Annotated in this window: 14 protein-coding genes; 9 read left to right on the top strand and 5 right to left on the bottom strand. The window is 54.1% G+C overall.

The window, feature by feature from the left end; all coding sequences use genetic code 11:
- Positions 1-304 precede the first annotated feature (304 nt).
- From B212_RS0125230 to B212_RS0125210, 4 genes are all read right to left on the bottom strand, one after another.
- A complete protein-coding gene (locus B212_RS0125230; RefSeq protein ID WP_019914005.1) occupies positions 305-1,282 on the bottom strand; it encodes an aldo/keto reductase in 978 nt (325 codons plus the stop codon).
- 342 nt (positions 1,283-1,624) lie between these two features.
- Entirely contained in the window at positions 1,625-2,185 is a 561-nt protein-coding gene (locus B212_RS0125225) for a PadR family transcriptional regulator (protein ID WP_019914004.1), read from the bottom strand.
- Positions 2,186-2,192: 7 nt separating this feature from the next.
- Positions 2,193-3,713 (bottom strand): MDR family MFS transporter, encoded by a 1,521-nt coding sequence (locus B212_RS0125220; RefSeq protein ID WP_019914003.1) that lies wholly within the window; start codon positions 3,711-3,713, stop codon positions 2,193-2,195.
- 170 nt (positions 3,714-3,883) lie between these two features.
- Entirely contained in the window at positions 3,884-5,743 is a 1,860-nt protein-coding gene (locus B212_RS0125210) for a bifunctional diguanylate cyclase/phosphohydrolase (RefSeq protein WP_019913997.1), read from the bottom strand.
- 180 nt (positions 5,744-5,923) lie between these two features.
- Here B212_RS0125210 and B212_RS0125205 point away from each other — a divergent pair, with 180 nt between their 5' ends.
- The 3 genes from B212_RS0125205 (at position 5,924) to B212_RS0125195 (ending at position 9,146) form a co-directional block, all read left to right on the top strand.
- Positions 5,924-6,271 carry a metal-sensitive transcriptional regulator gene (locus B212_RS0125205; RefSeq protein ID WP_019913995.1) on the top strand — a complete coding sequence of 116 codons (348 nt, stop codon included), beginning with the start codon at positions 5,924-5,926 and terminating at the stop codon, positions 6,269-6,271.
- A gap of 107 nt (positions 6,272-6,378) precedes the next feature.
- The gene (locus B212_RS0125200) at positions 6,379-6,579 is read left to right on the top strand and encodes a copper ion binding protein (protein WP_019913993.1); all 201 of its coding nucleotides are present in this window, start codon (positions 6,379-6,381) and stop codon (positions 6,577-6,579) included.
- Between the two features lie 116 nt (positions 6,580-6,695).
- Positions 6,696-9,146 carry a heavy metal translocating P-type ATPase gene (locus B212_RS0125195; protein ID WP_019913992.1) on the top strand — a complete coding sequence of 817 codons (2,451 nt, stop codon included), beginning with the start codon at positions 6,696-6,698 and terminating at the stop codon, positions 9,144-9,146.
- 454 nt (positions 9,147-9,600) lie between these two features.
- Here B212_RS0125195 and B212_RS0125190 read toward each other — a convergent pair whose 3' ends face one another.
- Positions 9,601-10,560, bottom strand: coding sequence for a DMT family transporter (locus B212_RS0125190; RefSeq protein WP_019913991.1), 960 nt, complete (start codon positions 10,558-10,560; stop codon positions 9,601-9,603).
- 203 nt (positions 10,561-10,763) lie between these two features.
- Between B212_RS0125190 and B212_RS0125185 the strand changes: the two genes are divergently transcribed.
- The 6 genes from B212_RS0125185 (at position 10,764) to B212_RS0125160 (ending at position 16,432) form a co-directional block, all read left to right on the top strand.
- Positions 10,764-12,107, top strand: coding sequence for an aminotransferase-like domain-containing protein (locus B212_RS0125185; RefSeq protein ID WP_019913990.1), 1,344 nt, complete (start codon positions 10,764-10,766; stop codon positions 12,105-12,107).
- Between the two features lie 48 nt (positions 12,108-12,155).
- Complete coding sequence (gene nfsA / locus B212_RS0125180) at positions 12,156-12,908, top strand: oxygen-insensitive NADPH nitroreductase (RefSeq protein WP_019913989.1); 753 nt, start codon at positions 12,156-12,158, stop codon at positions 12,906-12,908.
- Positions 12,909-13,023: 115 nt separating this feature from the next.
- On the top strand, positions 13,024-13,944 hold the full coding sequence (locus B212_RS0125175) for an ABC transporter ATP-binding protein (protein ID WP_019913987.1): 921 nt from the start codon (positions 13,024-13,026) through the stop codon (positions 13,942-13,944).
- The gene (locus B212_RS0125170) at positions 13,941-14,678 is read left to right on the top strand and encodes an ABC transporter permease (RefSeq protein ID WP_019913986.1); all 738 of its coding nucleotides are present in this window, start codon (positions 13,941-13,943) and stop codon (positions 14,676-14,678) included. The genes B212_RS0125175 and B212_RS0125170 overlap by 4 nt, the downstream gene beginning before the upstream one ends.
- A gap of 6 nt (positions 14,679-14,684) precedes the next feature.
- Positions 14,685-15,833 carry a sensor histidine kinase gene (locus B212_RS0125165; RefSeq protein WP_019913984.1) on the top strand — a complete coding sequence of 383 codons (1,149 nt, stop codon included), beginning with the start codon at positions 14,685-14,687 and terminating at the stop codon, positions 15,831-15,833.
- Positions 15,830-16,432, top strand: a complete 603-nt coding sequence (locus B212_RS0125160; RefSeq protein WP_019913983.1) for a response regulator transcription factor — start codon at positions 15,830-15,832, stop codon at positions 16,430-16,432. Before B212_RS0125165 ends, B212_RS0125160 begins: the two co-directional genes overlap by 4 nt.
- Positions 16,433-16,505 lie beyond the last annotated feature (73 nt).

The following is a 16,505-nucleotide window of genomic DNA, read 5'->3' as shown; positions in this document are numbered from 1 at the left end:
ACTTACTTTACGCCATCCGAGAGTGGGAGAATAACGGCAAAAATGCCGTAAAATTGGGCGTGATAGGACGAAAATGGTAGAATAACGGTAGAAATGCCGTTAAATCGGCCGTGAGCGTCCGTGGGTGCTGGAATAGCGGCAGAAATGCCGTTAAATCGGTCGTGAGCGTCCGTGGGTGCTGGAATAACGGCAGGAATGCAGTTATTCACGCCCTACGCGGCCGCAGGCCAGCCAGCAACGGCAGAAATGCCGTTGCCGAAACAAAGGAGGCCGCCCCATACCAAGGGGGCAGCCTCCACAAAGCTCAAGGCAGCTTCCCGCCGCGCGAGCTGACGTACAGGTCGTACCATTCCTTGCGGGACAGCTCCAGCTTGTCCGCATCCTTGCAGGCGGCGATCCGCTGCGGGTTGACTGTACCGATAACCGGCTGGATTGCAGCCGGGTGAGTCATGAGCCAGGCGAGCACAATCGCTTCAGGGGTGGTGCTCTTCTCCTCGGCCAGCGTCTTGACCATGGCCGCTGTGTTCACGATATTGTCCGGCTGCCCTTCCAGGGAGCGTCCGCTGAATATTCCTTGGGCCAGCGGGCCCCAGGCCTGAAGCTGGATATTCTCTGTGCGGCAGTGCTCAATGGTGCCCTCCGGGAAGGTGATTTCCTTCCAGGGCTCGCGGTTGACGCTGATTACAGCATCGAGCCAACTGATCTTGGCCAGGCTCATGTGCAACTGATTGACGATGAACGGCTCATCGCAGTAAGCCTGCAGCAGCTTGATCTGGGCCGCGCTCATATTGGAGACCCCGAAATGGCGCACCTTGCCTGCGGCCTTGAGCTGGTGCAGCGCCCCGGCTACTTCCTCGGGGTCCATGAGCGGATCGGGACGGTGGAGCAGGAGAATATCAATGTACTCTGTGCCGAGCCGCGAGAGGGTTCCATCGACGCTGCTCAGGATATGCTCCTTGGAGAAATCAAATACATTGGAGAGGTCGCCCGGCTCCATCAGCCGGATTCCGCATTTGGATTGAAGAATGATCTCTTCACGCAGGCCCGGACGGTCTTTGAAAATGTGTCCGAACACCTTCTCGGCCTTCCCGCGGGTATAAATATCGGCGTGGTCAAAAAAGTTAATCCCGATTTCAAGCGCGGCTTCCACCGCCTCGTGTCCCTGCTTCACATTTTCGGCAGTAATCGGTTCGTGGTCCCAGCCTCCGCCAAGGCCCATGCATCCCAGGGCAATCCGGCTGGCGGGGATTCCTCTTTTGTTCAGCGGCAGCGTTTTCAACACTAATATCCCTCCATGACAGAGTAATGACAGCTCAGTAAATATTGTACATCTTCTGAAGCCTGCATGGTATTTTTTATCGCCACAGGAACACGGATTTACTCTCACATAAATATGATGGACTGTCCAAAAAGTCATTTTTTTGGAGCGTTAATCCCTACTTTGAAAAAGGAATTTAGCAATAAAAAAAAGACCTCATCCTCCACTTTAAGTGGATTTTGAGGTCTTTTTAGGGCCGCTCTAATTCGAACACTTCAGGGTCAGCCCAGCCTGATATAAAGTTGTATATTGCCCGCTGACACGTACGCCCCATTCAAGGAAAGCCCAGCCGCTTCTAAGCGTGTGCTATAAATCAAGCGGAGTGCCGACATCATTCAGCTTTCGTGCGGATACATCCTCGTAGAGCCGTTTCAGCCACTTCAGCTCCGTAAGGGTATGCTCGTATCTGCCGTACATCAGGTGCAACGCAGAGCGGGGGACAATGGAAATGTGCTCCTCGTACACCTGATAAGCGTAATTCACCTGATGCTCGGTTTCACGGATGCGCTCCTCCAGCAGCCTCTCGACCTTGCCCTGATCAATATGGCGGGCGAGCGAAAGCGCTGTGTAGAGCGGCTGGTAGACAAGATCGGTGTTTTTGATCTGCTGCATAATTAGCTGCTCGAATAGCGCCTTGCCTTTATCCGTAATGCGGTAGATGGTTTTATCGGGGCGGTCGCTGCTGCGGATAACCTCGACAGCCTCAATATGACCGTCCAGAGCAAGCTTATCCACCGCATAATAGAGTGAACCCGTCTGCAGCTTCATGATCTGGTCCATCATCCGTTCCTTCATGACAAGGTTGATCTCATAGGGGTGCATGTTCCGCTCCAGCAGCAGGCCGAGAATTAACAGCTTCATCGACATGGCCGGATTACTCCTGCCGGCCGGCCTGCTGAGGTGCTTTGCGGTGAATCGTCAAGCGGTCACCCGGCATCAGCAGGACAAAAACAAAGGCCAGCACGGCCGGAACCAGCGCCCACAAAAAGGTATGGGCAACGGAGCCGGACAAGGCGTTTGTGATCTTTTCCAGCACCGGAGCGGGAATCTGCGCTCTGGCTTCCGGGGTCAGGGCTGCGCGCGGATTTCCGAACGCCGAGGTGTCCGCATTGCTTCCGAAGGCATCGCTGAGCTGATTCGTGAAGCTGTTGCGCTGAATAATCCCGAAGATGGTAATGCCCAGCGTCATGCCGAGTGAGCGCATGAAGGTGCTGGTCGAAGTGGCCGAACCGCGCTGGCGCATCTCGAAATTATGAATGGAAGACATGCTGAGCACCGAGAAAGAGAAGCCTACGCCGAACCCGGTCAGCGCCATAAAGACATTAAGCATCAGCCGGGAGGTATCTGGAGATAATGTGCTTAATGAGAACACACCTGCCACAAAAAAGACAGCGGACAAGAGCATGATATTGCGGAAGCTGGTTTTGGTGGTCAGCAGTCCTCCGGCCTGGCTGCCGATAACCGAGCCGATCATCATCGGCATCAGGATCAGCCCCGAGTTGGTCGCCGAGCCGCCGAATACCCCCTGTACATAGATCGGGATGTATACCGTTGCTACGATAAAGGCCGAGCCGTAGAAGAAAGCGAGCAGACTGCTTGTGGCGAACAATCTTTTGCGGAACATACTGAAGGAGATGACCGCCTCCGGCGCAACCCGCTCAATTAAGAGAAAGGCCACCAGCAATACGGCAAAACCGCCGAACAGACCGAGAATCACCGCCGAATCCCACGCATATTGGTTGCCGCCCAGCTCCAGTGCGAACATCAGGCAGATAATTGCTCCCACGAGGGTGAAAGCTCCGCCCCAGTCAATGCGCTGTTTGGAATGGGTAACGGATTCCTTGTAGAACATCATGATGAGGATAAAAGCGACCACGCCAATCGGCAGGTTGATATAGAACACCCATTGCCAGCCGGCATAATCCGTAATATAAGCGCCGAGCAGAGGGCCGAGCACGCTGGAAATGCCGAAGACCGCGCCGAACAGTCCGGTCAGCTTGCCTCTTTTTTCCGGCGGATAAATATCGAACACAATGGTGAAGGCGATTGGCATCAGCGCACCGCCGCCTATCCCTTGAATCGCCCGGTAAATGGCGAGCTGGGTAATGGTGGTCGAAGTTCCGCAGAGGGCGGAGCCGGCCAGGAACACAATCAGGCCAAAGATGAAAAACCGCTTCCGCCCGTACATATCGGACAGCTTGCCGAAGATTGGCGTTCCCGCCATAACCATGACCATGTAGGCCGAGGTCACCCAGACGATTTTATCGAGTCCGCCAAGGTCGGAAACGATGGTACCCATAGCCGCGGCTACAATGGTATTGTCCATAGCGGACATGAGTATACCAAGCAGCAGGCCGACAACTACGAGCTTTAGATTGCTTTCTTTACTATGCATGCTTCGCAGACTCCTTTGAAAAAAGTTTCGTGAGCCTCATTATATTCAAATTTGAATAGGGTATCAAGGTCTTCTTTGTAAAATTTCTGAAAAAATTTTCACGGTCTTGCTCCAGCATCCGGAGGAACACAAAAAACATCTGCCGCTCTTGTTACAAGAACGGCAGATGTTCAGGAGGATACATTGGTTTGTGCGGCGGCGCCGCTTTTGCAGACCTCTCTGGCCTCAATATACTGGATGAACAGCTCAGTCAGCCCGGGGTCGAACTGGCTTCCGGCGCAGGAGCGGAGCTCAATAATGGCCTCTTCGAAGGATTTGGTCCGCTGGTACGGCCTCTCAGTCGTCATGGCGTCGAAGGAGTCGATAATGGTCAGCATCCGGCACAGCCTGGGAATCTCTTCTCCCTTGAAGCCGTAGGGATACCCTTTGCCGTCATATCGCTCATGATGCAGCTCAATGTAAGGGGCCAGATCCTTGAACCTGTCGTTGGTCAGCGCCATTTCCTTGCCCCAGGTGACATGCCATTTGACCATTTCCCATTCCTCCGGGGCAAGCTTGTCTTTTTTGTTCAGAATGCCCCAGGGAATCTCCAGCTTGCCGATATCATGAATCAGCGCGCCCAGTGTGAACTGCCGTTTGGAGAGCGTGTCCAGCTTCAGCAGCTCGCTGATATCCAGGGCGTAGCGGAAGACGCGTTTGGAATGCTTGAAGGTCTCCAAGTCCTTGTACATGAACAGGTTGAGCTGCTGTTCAATATCGCGTACATCCTGGCTGAAATCAATGTCCTGCTCCAGAAGCGATTGGTTGCCGTAGATATGGACCAGGTTTTTGCCCTGTTTCTTAGCATAGTACAGCGCCTGGTCGGCATGCTCGACAAGCTCTGACTTGAAATGGACATCCGGCTGATACCCGGCAATGCCCGCAGAGAACGCCAGACAGCCCTGTGGAAAAATTTCGGTGCCTTCAAATGGGGAGTTGTTCAGTGTTTTGCGCAAGCGCTCGACAAATTGCTTGGAGGCAGCGGGATCATAGCCCGGCATCAGCAGCGTGAATTCCTCCCCGCCATAACGGGAAACAATGATGTCTGTGCCCTCCGTGGCCTTCTTCAGCAGCTCCGCCAAAAAAACAATCAATCCGTCGCCCCTCAGATGGCCGAAATGATCATTGTATTTTTTGAAATCATCAATATCAATCATAGCCAGAGAGAGCGCGGTGCCGCTGGCCTTCGAGCAACGCATCGCCTCCTCCAGCCGATCCTCGAAATAGCTGTGATTGAACAATCCCGTCCGCTGGTCCCGGTTCGCCCGTTCCTCGATATCGCGGTACATGCTGAACAATCTTTTGAAGGAATAGGAGATCATTACGCTGAGGCACAGAAACATTCCGAGTCCGAGCAGCCGGTTGTGGTAGAGCAGAACCGTAAGTACCAGGGATAACACGAGGGTGCACAAATAGGCCAGAATAGTGTCGGTCAGCATGCCCTTTAGCGTGTCGTACAGATTTTGATGGTAAATAAGATAATAATAGTAGCCGATGAGAAGCGTATTTAGGATAAAATAAACCACCATCGCGCCCAGATAAGCCGTTACATGGCTGCTTAGAAGCGGTCCCTGCACTCCACCAAACGCTGTAAAGATATCCGAGGCGCAAACAATCATAATACAGTACATGGAAAAATTAGTAATCTGCTTCCACCAAACTGTCGCTCTCCATTCCACAAACAGAAGGATGAGGGAGCACAGCAGCAGAACTGTAAGCGTAAACGGCAGGCCAAAGATAAAAATACAGGCCAAGTACACAGCGGAGTCCAGTGAGAGTCCGTTGCCCTGCGGAGGAAGCTGGAAGGTGAAGATCGTCAGAATCACTGCCGCTCCCGACATAGCAGTTATCCAGCCCCAAGTGGAGGGTGAAAAGTGTAAAGGCGGCTTTGCATCATAAAAAACAAACAAGCCTAGTCCAATCAGGCATATGATAAAGGAGTACAAATGGCTCCTGTTTCGTTGCAAGCTGCGGGCCATCCCATTGGGCATCGTTGCCCCTCCTTTCAGGAAATTATTATGGGCTAAAGGCTATAAATTCGCTTTATGGAGGAGAATTCCTGCTAATTCATGACAAAATTAAGAGCTTCTCAGCGGAGGGAACCGAATTGGAAAAAGGCTTGACATACCCGTGGGGGGTATATTATATTGAGGGTAAGGAGGCTGATTCCTGTGTCTATTAATGAGAAGGAGCATGCAGAGCATTCCTGCGGTGAAGATTGTCATTCTTCTGCTCCAGGCGTACGCAAAAGCCATCATTCAGCGGAGTTCAAGAGTGGACTGACTACCCGGCTTAACCGGATCGAAGGGCAGATTCGCGGGATCAAGGGCATGATCGAACGCGATACCTACTGCGATGATGTGCTTAACCAGCTCGCGGCGGTCCAGGCGGCGCTGAACGGTGTCGGCAAGCTGCTGCTTGAAGGACACATGAAGAGCTGTATTATCGAGCGGATCGAAGCCGGAGAGCATGAGGTTATCGACGAGCTGCTGGTTACGGTCAACAAGCTGATGAAATAAGGTTGGGAAATCTATATCAACAAAACCAGGTGGATGCTTCCGAAGCGAATTTTGTACGAAGTACAGACTGGAAGTATCGCCCACAATACTTTGGGGAGGTTATTCAAATGTCTAACGTAACATTGAATGTTGAAGGAATGTCTTGCGGCCACTGTGTAAGTGCTGTAGAGAAAGCAGTGAGCGGTGTAGGTGCTGCTGCGAAGGTGGATTTGTCGGCGAAGACTGTGGCGGTTGAGTATGACGAGAACAAAGTGAGCCTGAATGTGATTAAAGAAGCAATTGAGGATCAGGGCTACGACGTAGTCTAAGCAGCGGCAGCGGCATATTAAGGCTTGGAGCGGGGAATCCTTGGGATTCCAGGGGCGCCAATGCCTTTTCTTTTACAAATAACTATACCCCTTGGGGGTATGGAGGTGCAAATAACGTGGAAAAGACAGCAGAACCAGCCTTGCAGCAGGCCACGCTGCAGATTACGGGCATGACCTGCTCTGCATGTGCAGCGCGGATCGAGAAGGGGCTGTCCCGGATGGATGGGGTATCACGGGCGAACGTTAACCTGGCGTTGGAGCAAGCGACGGTCGGCTTTGATCCCGCAGTGGCGGGGGTAGCACAAATTGAAGAAAAGATCCGCTCGCTTGGCTATGATACGCTCAAGGAATCGGCTGATTTTGATATTTCCGGCATGACCTGTGCGGCCTGCTCGGCGCGGATCGAGAAGGCGCTGGGGCGCATGCAAGGCATTGCGGCAGTGAATGTCAACCTGGCGCTGGAGACAGCGCATGTGGAATACGCCCCGGGCAACGTTAGCGTAACCGAGATCATGGATAAGGTAAGCAGCATTGGCTACAAGGCAACGCTGAAGCAGGACCGCAAGGAACAGGCGGACCAGCGCGGGCAGGAGATTGTGCGCAAGCAGAATAAATGGATTGCGTCTGCGATTCTCTCGTTCCCGCTGCTCTGGGCAATGGCGGGACATTTCTCCTTCACTGACTGGATCTGGACACCGGAGCTGTTCATGAATCCCTGGTTCCAGCTTGTGCTGGCAACTCCGGTGCAGTTCATTATCGGCTGGCAATTCTATGTCAGCGCCTATAAAGCGCTGAAGAACGGCAGCGCGAATATGGATGTGCTGGTGGTGCTGGGCACCTCAGCGGCTTATTTCTACAGTCTATACCTGACGATTGATTCCTTGCGGATGGGGATGAGCCATACCGTGGATATGTATTACGAGACCAGTGCAATTCTGATTACCTTGATTCTGGTAGGTAAATGGTTCGAGGCGCTGGCTAAAGGCCGCTCCTCTGATGCCATCCGCAGCCTGATGGGTCTTCAGGCCAAGACTGCGCTGGTCGTACGTGACGGTGCTGAACTCAGCATTCCGGTAGAGGAAGTGATTCCGGGAGATATCGTGCTGGTGAAGCCGGGAACAAAAGTGCCTGTAGACGGCGAGGTTATTGAGGGGCTGTCCTCGGTGGATGAATCCATGCTGACCGGCGAGAGCATTCCGGTGGAGAAGAAGCCGGGAGACTCCGTTATCGGGGCAACGCTGAACAAGAACGGTATGCTGCGGATCAAGGCCCGCAAGGTAGGCCGCGATACTGCGCTTGCCCAGATTATAAGAGTCGTTGAAGAAGCGCAGGGCTCGAAAGCGCCGATTCAGCGGATCGCCGATGTGATTTCCGGCATCTTTGTACCGATTGTTGTCGGGATTGCAGCGTTAACCTTTGTTATATGGTATTTCTGGGCAGCACCCGGCCAGTTCTCCGATGCACTGGAGAAGGCCATTGCCGTACTGGTCATTGCCTGCCCTTGTGCGCTGGGCTTGGCTACACCGACATCCATTATGGCCGGATCAGGCCGTGCCGCCGAGTTCGGCATTCTGTTCAAGGGCGGCGAGCATCTGGAGGCCGCTCAGGGCATCAAGGTGGTGGTGGTGGATAAGACCGGTACCGTTACAAGCGGCAAGCCGGTGTTGACGGATATTGTTACCACCACCGGAATCGCCGCGCATGGCAGAGAAATCGCGGAGAACCGTTTGCTGGCGATCACCGCCGCCGCAGAGAAGCTTTCGGAGCATCCGCTTGCTGATGCCATTGTGGCCGGGGCCGAGGCCAGAGGCCTTGCGCTGCCCGCCGCCGGGCAGTTCCAGGCTGTGCCGGGACGCGGGATCTCCGCCGTTGTTGACGGCGTGGACGTAAGTGTGGGGACCCGGCGGATGATGGAAGAAAACGGCATGGAGCCGGGGCCTTGGGCTCCGCTCATGATGAAGCTGGAGCAGGAGGGTAAGACGGCGATGCTGGTGTCCGTAGACGGCATTATCGCCGGGATTGTGGCAGTGGCCGATACGATTAAGGAAACCTCCCGCGCAGCGGTGGCAAGATTGCACGCTATGGGCATTGACGTCGTTATGATTACCGGGGACAACAAGATCACGGCCCAGGCAATCGCCGAGCAGGCCGGCATCCGCACGGTGCTGGCCGAGGTACTGCCGGAAGGCAAGGCTGCCGAAATCCGCAGACTGCAGAGCGGCGGAGTCAAGGTGGCAATGGTTGGGGACGGCATCAACGACGCGCCCGCTCTGGCAACGGCCGACACCGGAATGGCCATCGGCACCGGGACTGATGTGGCGATGGAAGCGGCGGATATTACGCTTATGCGCGGCGACTTGATGAGCATCCCGGATGCGATCAAGATGAGCCGCAGAACAATGGTCAATATCAAGCAGAACATGTTCTGGGCGCTTGCGTACAACACCATCGGCATCCCGATTGCGGCGCTGGGCTTCCTCGCCCCTTGGCTCGCTGGTGCAGCGATGGCGTTCAGCTCCGTATCGGTTGTCCTGAACGCGCTGCGATTGCAGCGGGTGAAGCTGTAAATATAGTTCCCCACAGGAGGAAGGCGCCAGACGTAGCGCCCCATCCTGTGGCAGATAATAAGGCCGCCGAGCGTTAAGCATCGGCGGCCTTATTTTTGTTAAGGTAACTTTTGTTATGGATGTGTGGGATGTATGAAGATTCAGATTTTCATCCAACGTCGACGCAGGGGCAATCTACTGCACTTCATACAGCAGATCTCAGCAATTTCTGTCCGAGAATTCAATCTGCTGTATTGCGTACAACAGATTTCCGATAAGATGCAGCGAATGGGTCATTTTGTTCTTTTTGAGTGTAGAAAGTGCAACAGATCTGAGAATCCCAGTGATTGCAAGCAATTCTACTGCAGAAAATACAGCAGAAGAGTGGGCGAGGGATTAGGATATCCCTCCACTGTAAAAGCCACTGCCGCCCGTCTCTTCGTACATCTGACTCCTGCTCCGTGGAAACACCGGATCAAGAGTTACCTGCTTCCGGCACCGGCAGCTTGGCATTGGGCAGGGCTGCGGATTTTTTGCGCCCCAGGCGGTTCGTGCCAATCACCCCGGCTATAATGAGGGCTGACCCGATCCAGTGGTACACGGTAATCTTTTCCCCGAGAAAAACCGCCCCGGCTGCAATGGAGACGATAGTGGCGAGGTTGGAGAACACACTCATGAGGGACGCTTCGATTTTGGACAAAATATAAATTGACGTTAAGGTGGTGATCAGCGAAGCTGCTATACCCAAGTATAGGGTAGACAGGATAAAGGTGCCGCTGCCGAGCGGTTTGAAGAATTCACCGAGTGTTCCGCTACCCGCATGTCCGGTTAGCGAAATCAACAGGAAGGTGGCGAAGCCGATCGCCATCATCAGGTAGCTGATTTCAGCGGGGCTGAACTGCTTGGAGAGCGAACGGGCCAGCACACTGTATCCGCCAAAAGCGACGCAGGTCAGGAACAGCAGGATGATCCCGGTCATATTGGACAGGTTAATGCTGCTGCCTTTCATGATGAAGATGAACACAACGCCGAATACAGACAGGAAGATACACAGCTTCTGCATGAGAGTCGTGGTCTCCTTCAAGAAGATAGAGGCGATAATCATTGTTACTACCGGGGTAAAAGCATAAAGAATCCCTCCCTCGGCAGAGGTGGCGTGCTGGAGTCCGAAGACCTGGAGCGTGAAGAATCCGAGCGGGTACATGGTTGCCAGCAGCAGCGCTTTGCCGATCGGCTTGCCGCGGTAGGATATTTTGACCCAGCCGAAAGCAACGGGAACCGACATCGCTGCAAACGAGGCGGCGAAGCGGTAGGTTAACGTATCGAGCGGCCCGGCATGGCTGAGCGCTACTTTGGTGAATAAGAATGAGAATCCGATAATGACTGCGTTAAGCACGGCAAATGTATAGGCCAGCTTGAGTCCTTTTTGCTGCATAGTGCATCTCCCTTTCGTGAACATGACAGATCGTGTAAACGTCTTGCCTGTTATTTAAAATTAAAGGGAAATACAAACATGAACAATACTGTTTTCCTGTTACTGTACCGATACAGTTAGCCCGTTCCTATATAATAAACGAAGAACAATAGTGATAATATAAGCTTACAGCTCGTGTATGAAGGCCATTCAGGAGGCGCGTCATGAAAAAATATCATTCGGTCTTGGCCAGTATGGAGAACCAGATCAGGGAGGGACGGTACAGCCCGGGGCAAAAGCTCCCTTCCGTACGCAGTGCCGCAGAATTCTACGGGTGCAGCATTAGCACTGTTTTGCGGGCGTACGGGGAGCTGGAGCGGCAGCATGTGATCTACTCCATTCCGCAGAGCGGGTATTACATGGTTGAAAGGTCTGAGGATGCCGTGCCTGCCGGGGGCGGGGAGACGATTGATTTTGCCTCGGCCTCGCCCGATCTGAATGTGTTCCCGTATTTGGATTTCCAGCATTGTCTCAACAAAGCAATTGACTGGCACAAGTACCACCTGTTCACTTATGGCGATGCGCTGGGACTGGGCTCACTGCGCCACACGCTGGTGTCTCATCTGGCGGAATATCAGGTGTTTGCCAAGATGGAGCAGGTCATCATCACTTCGGGTATCTCAAAAGCGCTGGAGGTTCTGGCCAAGATGCCGTTTCCCAACGGCGGGACAGAGATTCTTGTCGAACAGCCCGGATATGATCTGTATCTGCGGTATCTGGAGGCGGAGGGGGTACCGGTGAGCGGCATTACCCGTTCCACGTCCGGTATGGATCTGCGGGAGCTGGAGATGAGGTTCAGGGACGGCGGGATCAAATACTTTTATACCATGCCCAGGTATCATAATCCGCTCGGAACCACCTTGAGTGCCGATGAGCGAAAAGCCATTGCCCGGCTGGCCGGCAAATACGATGTGTACGTTGTTGAGGATGATTATATGGCGGACCTTGGTTCCGAGCGGCGTTATGATCCTATTTATGCGTATGACCAGACCGCACACGTCATTTATTTGAAAAGCTTTTCCAAAATCATTTTTCCCGGTCTCAGGCTGGGCGCGGTTGTGGTGCCGGAGCATCTGTTTGACACCTTCCGCACGCATAACGGGAACTCGGACAATTCGTTATTGTCCCAAGCCGCCCTTGAGGTGTACATCAAGAATGGCATGTATGAGCATCACAAGCACAAGATACAAGCGCTGTACATCGAAAGAATCCGCGCCATGTATGACGCACTCCAGCGGCACAATACGGAGGGTGTAATAGAGGCATCTTCCGACAGCTCCGGGATCTACATGCAGTTGAAGCTGCCGGAGACCGTAAATCTGGAGCGTGTGGTCAAGCGGCTTGCGGAGAGAAAGATCAACGTCGTATCAGGCAAAGGATTCTATATGTCCGGGTCGCTGAACCGGGAGAAATTTCTGCGGGTCAGCATTTCACGCGCCCGGCTGGATCAGATTGACGCAGGCGTTCAGGCCATTATCCAGGAGGTGAAGCGCGGGAGCGGATGGTAAAATGGAGAGAGTAACGAACATAAACGAAAAAAAAAGAGGCGAAAAATCATGAAACCAACTAACGAAACACTTGAATTACTGAACCGGCATGTCTCCGTGCGTCAGTATCTGGACAAGCCGGTGAGTGACGGGCAGCTTGCCGCGATTATCGAAGCAGGACAGATGGCCTCCACCTCAAGCAGTGTCCAGGCCTATACGGTCATTGCGGTTACTGATCCGGCGCTCAAGGCGAAGCTGTCTGCACTGTCCGGCAATCAGGCCTATATTGTACAGTGCCCGGTATTCCTGGTCTGGTGTGCCGATCTGTACCGTCTGCGCGAGAGCAGCGCTCCGCACCTGCAAGGCGCGGAATCATACGAGGACACCACCGAGAACCTGATCGTGGCTACCGTCGATGTGGCGCTTGCCGCACAGAATGCGGCGGTTGCAGCGGAATCGCTTGGTCTTGGCATCGTCTATATCGGCGGCATCCGCAATCATATTGCCGAAGTGTCCGGGCTGCTGGGACTGCCGGAGCTGGTCTATCCGGTATTTGGCATGTGCCTTGGCTATCCCGCCGGGGCGTCCGGCTTGCGTCCGCGCTTGCCGCTAGAGGCTGTACTTCATCATAACAGCTATCAGGCAGAGACCACTGTGGAGCAAGTAAAAGTCTATGATGAGATCACGCGGGACTACATGCGCGAGCGGACCGGCGGGCAGAAGGATACACCTTGGTCGGAGATGATGGCGGGACGCCTTGCCAAGCCGGACCGGCTGCATATGAAGGAATTTCTGCTGCAAAAAGGGTTCATGCAGCAATGAAATGAACGGGTGACAGTTGTCACCCGAAAAAAATGACAGTCCATACTGATGTCATTCCCCCTTCTCCTATACCATAAAGGTATAGCAAGACATACGGAGCCAGGGGGAATCAGGCATGGATCATGTGGTAGAAATGAATGGGGTCAGCAAAAGCTTTCATCACAAAAAGGCGGTCAGCGGCATCAGCTTTACTCTCGGTGAAGGTTCAATAACAGCAATTCTGGGACCGAACGGGGCGGGTAAAACAACCATGCTGTCCATGCTGCTGGGGCTGCTTGAGCCCTCCGAAGGAACAGTGAAGGTATTCGGGCTTCCGCCCCAGGACAGTAAGGTCCGGGAGCGTATCGGGGCCATGCTGCAGGAGGTAAGCGTAATGGACCGGCTGAAGGTCCGGGAGATCATCGCGCTGATCCGCAGCTATTATCCGCAGCGGGCGGATATGGATGATCTGATGCATATAACGGGGCTGGCTCCGGCGGATCTGAACCGGTATGCGGAGAAGCTCTCTGGCGGCCAGAAGCGCAGTCTTGCGTTCGCACTGGCACTGGCGGGAAATCCGCAGTTACTGTTCCTGGATGAGCCGACGGTGGGTCTGGATACGATTGCCCGGAGACGCTTCTGGGATACGGTGCGGGGGCTGGCGAAGCAGGGCAAAACCATCCTGTTCACAACCCATTACCTGCAGGAGGCCGAGGATATTGCCGACCGGATTCTGCTGTTCAGCCAAGGGAAGCTGGTGGCGGACGGCAGTCCGGGTGAAATCAAGGCGAGGATGGTTAAGCAGTCGTTGTCCTTTTTGCCAGCAGGAGATGAGGCGGTGCTGATCAGACAACTGCTGAAGCTGCCTCCCGTTGAGGGCTGCTATACCAAGGACGGCCGCATCCATGTGACGACAGACAGCACGGACGAGGTGCTTCGAGCTATTTTTACAGGTGAGCTTGGACTTGCTGTGAAGGATGTCCGTATTGATCATGGAAGCCTGGATGAGGCCTTCGAGCAGTTAACCTTGAACCCAGAGGAGGCGCTGATCCGATGAGACTGATTGCCATGCAGTGCAAAGCGGAGATGCTGAGAGTTATTCGCAACCCTTATTATGTATTATGGTCTTTGCTGATGCCGATCATGTTCTATTTCATCTTCACCAAAGTCGTGAACACAGGTTCGGATAACCCTTCGAATTGGCAGGCGCATTATCTGATGTCCATGGCCACCTTCAGCGTGATGGGCTCCGCCATTATGACCCTCGGCATCCGGCTGGTGCAGGAAAGAACCCAAGGCTGGAACACGTTCATCCGTATCACTCCGCTGCCTTCGTCTGTCTATTTTGCGGGTAAAATGTTCGGCCAGAGCATCATGCACCTATTTTCGGTAATCTGCATTTTTGTTGCGGGTTACCTGATGAACGGGGTGTCGCTGAGTTTCGGACAATGGACGCTTAGCGGGCTGTGGATTCTGGCGGGTTCTCTGCCGTTCCTGGCCCTTGGTACACTGATCGGCTTCATGAAGCGGGTTGATACGGCGAGCGGTGTCAGCAATATCCTCTATATGGGGCTGGCCGTTGCCGGAGGCATGTGGATGCCGCTGGAGATTCTGCCGAAATTGATGCAGGAGATCGGCCGCTGGCTGCCTTCCTACAACTATGGGGACGGAGCCTGGGAGATTGTGAGCGGAGGTCACCCGCAGTGGAGCAGCGTCTTGATTTTGCTCGGATATTTGGCAGTGTTTGTGATACTATCGGTCTATATCCGAAAAAAACAGAGAGCGGTGTAATGAGGTATGGCACGCAGGCAGTTCCGGTTATTTCCGCAAAGATTAGGCTTCTTTCCTTATGTGTGGCTGATCTACTTAGTGTTCCCGATTCTCAATCTGCAAGGGGAAAAAGGCATCAAGCTGCTGCTCGGTGCAGCCCTGCTGGCCCTGTTCGCCGTGACATACCGCCAGTTGTACTGGGTGAGCGGCAAAGCTTTCTTTCTGTGGCTGGCTGTGCAGATGCTGATTATTATTGTTCTGAGTTTATTTTACACTCCCTTTAATGTCTATCTCGGCTTCTACACCTCCAATTTCGTCAGCTATACCGGGAAGAAGCATTTTAAATTGGTTTACGCCGCTTTTGTAGTTATGGTGTTCATCCCGCTTCTCCCGGGGATTGCGCGCATGGGGGTTAACGATCTGGGGTTCTTGGTCCCTTTCCTGTTATTTATGCTGGTCTTTCCGTTTGGCATGCGCTCTTTGAACCGCAGTAAAATGCTGGAAAAGGAGCTGGATCAGGCGAATGAGGTCATTAAGGAGCTGGTCAAACGCGATGAGCGGATGCGGATTGCCCGGGACCTGCACGATACGCTGGGGCATACGCTGTCATTGATTACGCTCAAGAGCCAACTGGTCGAAAGGCTTGCAGCCAAGGATGTCCAGCGCGCACAGGCCGAAGCCAGGGAGATTCAGCGGACGTCGCGTGCGGCGCTGCGCCAGATGCGGGAGCTGGTGTCGGAAATGCGCGCTGTCACTGTGGCAGAGGAGCTGGCCGAGGCCAGAGAGATGCTGCGAACCGCAGAGATTGCCCTGGAGCTTGAAGGTGCTGCTGATCTGGAGGGAGTATCCGACCTGACGCAGAATATTCTGAGCCTCTGCATCAAAGAGGCGGTGACGAATATTGTGAAGCACAGCGAAGCTGACAGATGCTCCATTGCCATTGCCCTGACGGAGGGAGAAGTGCGGCTGTCGATCAGGGATAACGGAGTCGGTCTGCAGCAGCGCGACAAGGAAAACCACGGACGAAGTGAAGGCAACGGGATGAAGGGTATGGCTGAGCGGCTGTCGCTGATCGACGGCTCTCTAACGCTGGACTCAGGGGAAACGCGGGGAACGGTTCTGAACGTTGTGATTCCCCGGGTAGTGAAGGAAAGAAAGGAGGGAGAGGCCCTATGATACGCATCGTGATCGCCGAAGATCAGCGTCTGCTGCGTGGAGCTATGGCTTCGCTGCTGGATCTGGAGGAGGATATAGAGGTAGCCGGGGAAGCCGGGGACGGGGCGGAAGCGCTTGCTGTTATTGAACGGCTAAAGCCGGATGTATGCCTGATGGACATAGAGATGCCGTATAAAAGCGGGCTGGAGGTGGCTGAGATCCTGAAGACCAAAGGCTACGCCACCAAAATCATTATCCTGACCACCTTTGCCCGCCCGGGTTATTTCGAGCGTGGAGTCCAGGCGGGGATTCAGGGGTATCTGCTGAAGGACGAGCCGGTGGACAAGCTGGCGGATGCCATCCGCCGGGTTATGGACGGCCACCGCGAGGTGTCGCCCGAGCTGGTTTTTGGCAGCTTGCGCGAGGAGAATCCGCTGTCTGCCCGGGAGCAGGAGATTCTGAAGCTGGCCGGCGCAGGCCAGAGCGCGGGGGAGATCGCCGGCACCTTGCATCTCTCCTATGGCACCGTCCGCAATTACATCTCGGAAATCCTGAACAAGCTGGAAGTGAAGAGCCGCATCGAAGCCGTGCGGCTGGCGGAGGAGAAGGGCTGGATTTAGGGGGAGTGGCAGGGACAGGTGAACTACTTCCCACTAATAATCGTCCCGGCTCCAGCAACGGCAATTCTGCCGT

This window comes from Paenibacillus sp. HW567 (assembly GCF_000374185.1).
GTDB lineage: Bacteria > Bacillota > Bacilli > Paenibacillales > Paenibacillaceae > Paenibacillus_AQ.
This window is presented reverse-complemented; position numbering and strand designations above follow the sequence as displayed.

Bases quoted from the DNA above. Each gene is read 5' to 3' on its own strand.
- B212_RS0125225 (WP_019914004.1), bottom strand. From the start codon at position 2,185: ATGTCGATGAAGCTGTTAATTCTCGGCCTGCTGCTGGAGCGGAACATG.
- B212_RS0125220 (WP_019914003.1), bottom strand. From the start codon at position 3,713: ATGCATAGTAAAGAAAGCAATCTAAAGCTCGTAGTTGTCGGCCTGCTG.
- B212_RS0125210 (WP_019913997.1), bottom strand. From the start codon at position 5,743: ATGCCCAATGGGATGGCCCGCAGCTTGCAACGAAACAGGAGCCATTTG.
- B212_RS0125200 (WP_019913993.1), top strand. From the start codon at position 6,379: ATGTCTAACGTAACATTGAATGTTGAAGGAATGTCTTGCGGCCACTGT.
- B212_RS0125190 (WP_019913991.1), bottom strand. From the start codon at position 10,560: ATGCAGCAAAAAGGACTCAAGCTGGCCTATACATTTGCCGTGCTTAAC.
- B212_RS0125185 (WP_019913990.1), top strand. From the start codon at position 10,764: ATGAAAAAATATCATTCGGTCTTGGCCAGTATGGAGAACCAGATCAGG.
- nfsA (WP_019913989.1), top strand. From the start codon at position 12,156: ATGAAACCAACTAACGAAACACTTGAATTACTGAACCGGCATGTCTCC.
- B212_RS0125175 (WP_019913987.1), top strand. From the start codon at position 13,024: ATGGATCATGTGGTAGAAATGAATGGGGTCAGCAAAAGCTTTCATCAC.
- B212_RS0125170 (WP_019913986.1), top strand. From the start codon at position 13,941: ATGAGACTGATTGCCATGCAGTGCAAAGCGGAGATGCTGAGAGTTATT.
- B212_RS0125165 (WP_019913984.1), top strand. From the start codon at position 14,685: ATGGCACGCAGGCAGTTCCGGTTATTTCCGCAAAGATTAGGCTTCTTT.
- B212_RS0125160 (WP_019913983.1), top strand. From the start codon at position 15,830: ATGATACGCATCGTGATCGCCGAAGATCAGCGTCTGCTGCGTGGAGCT.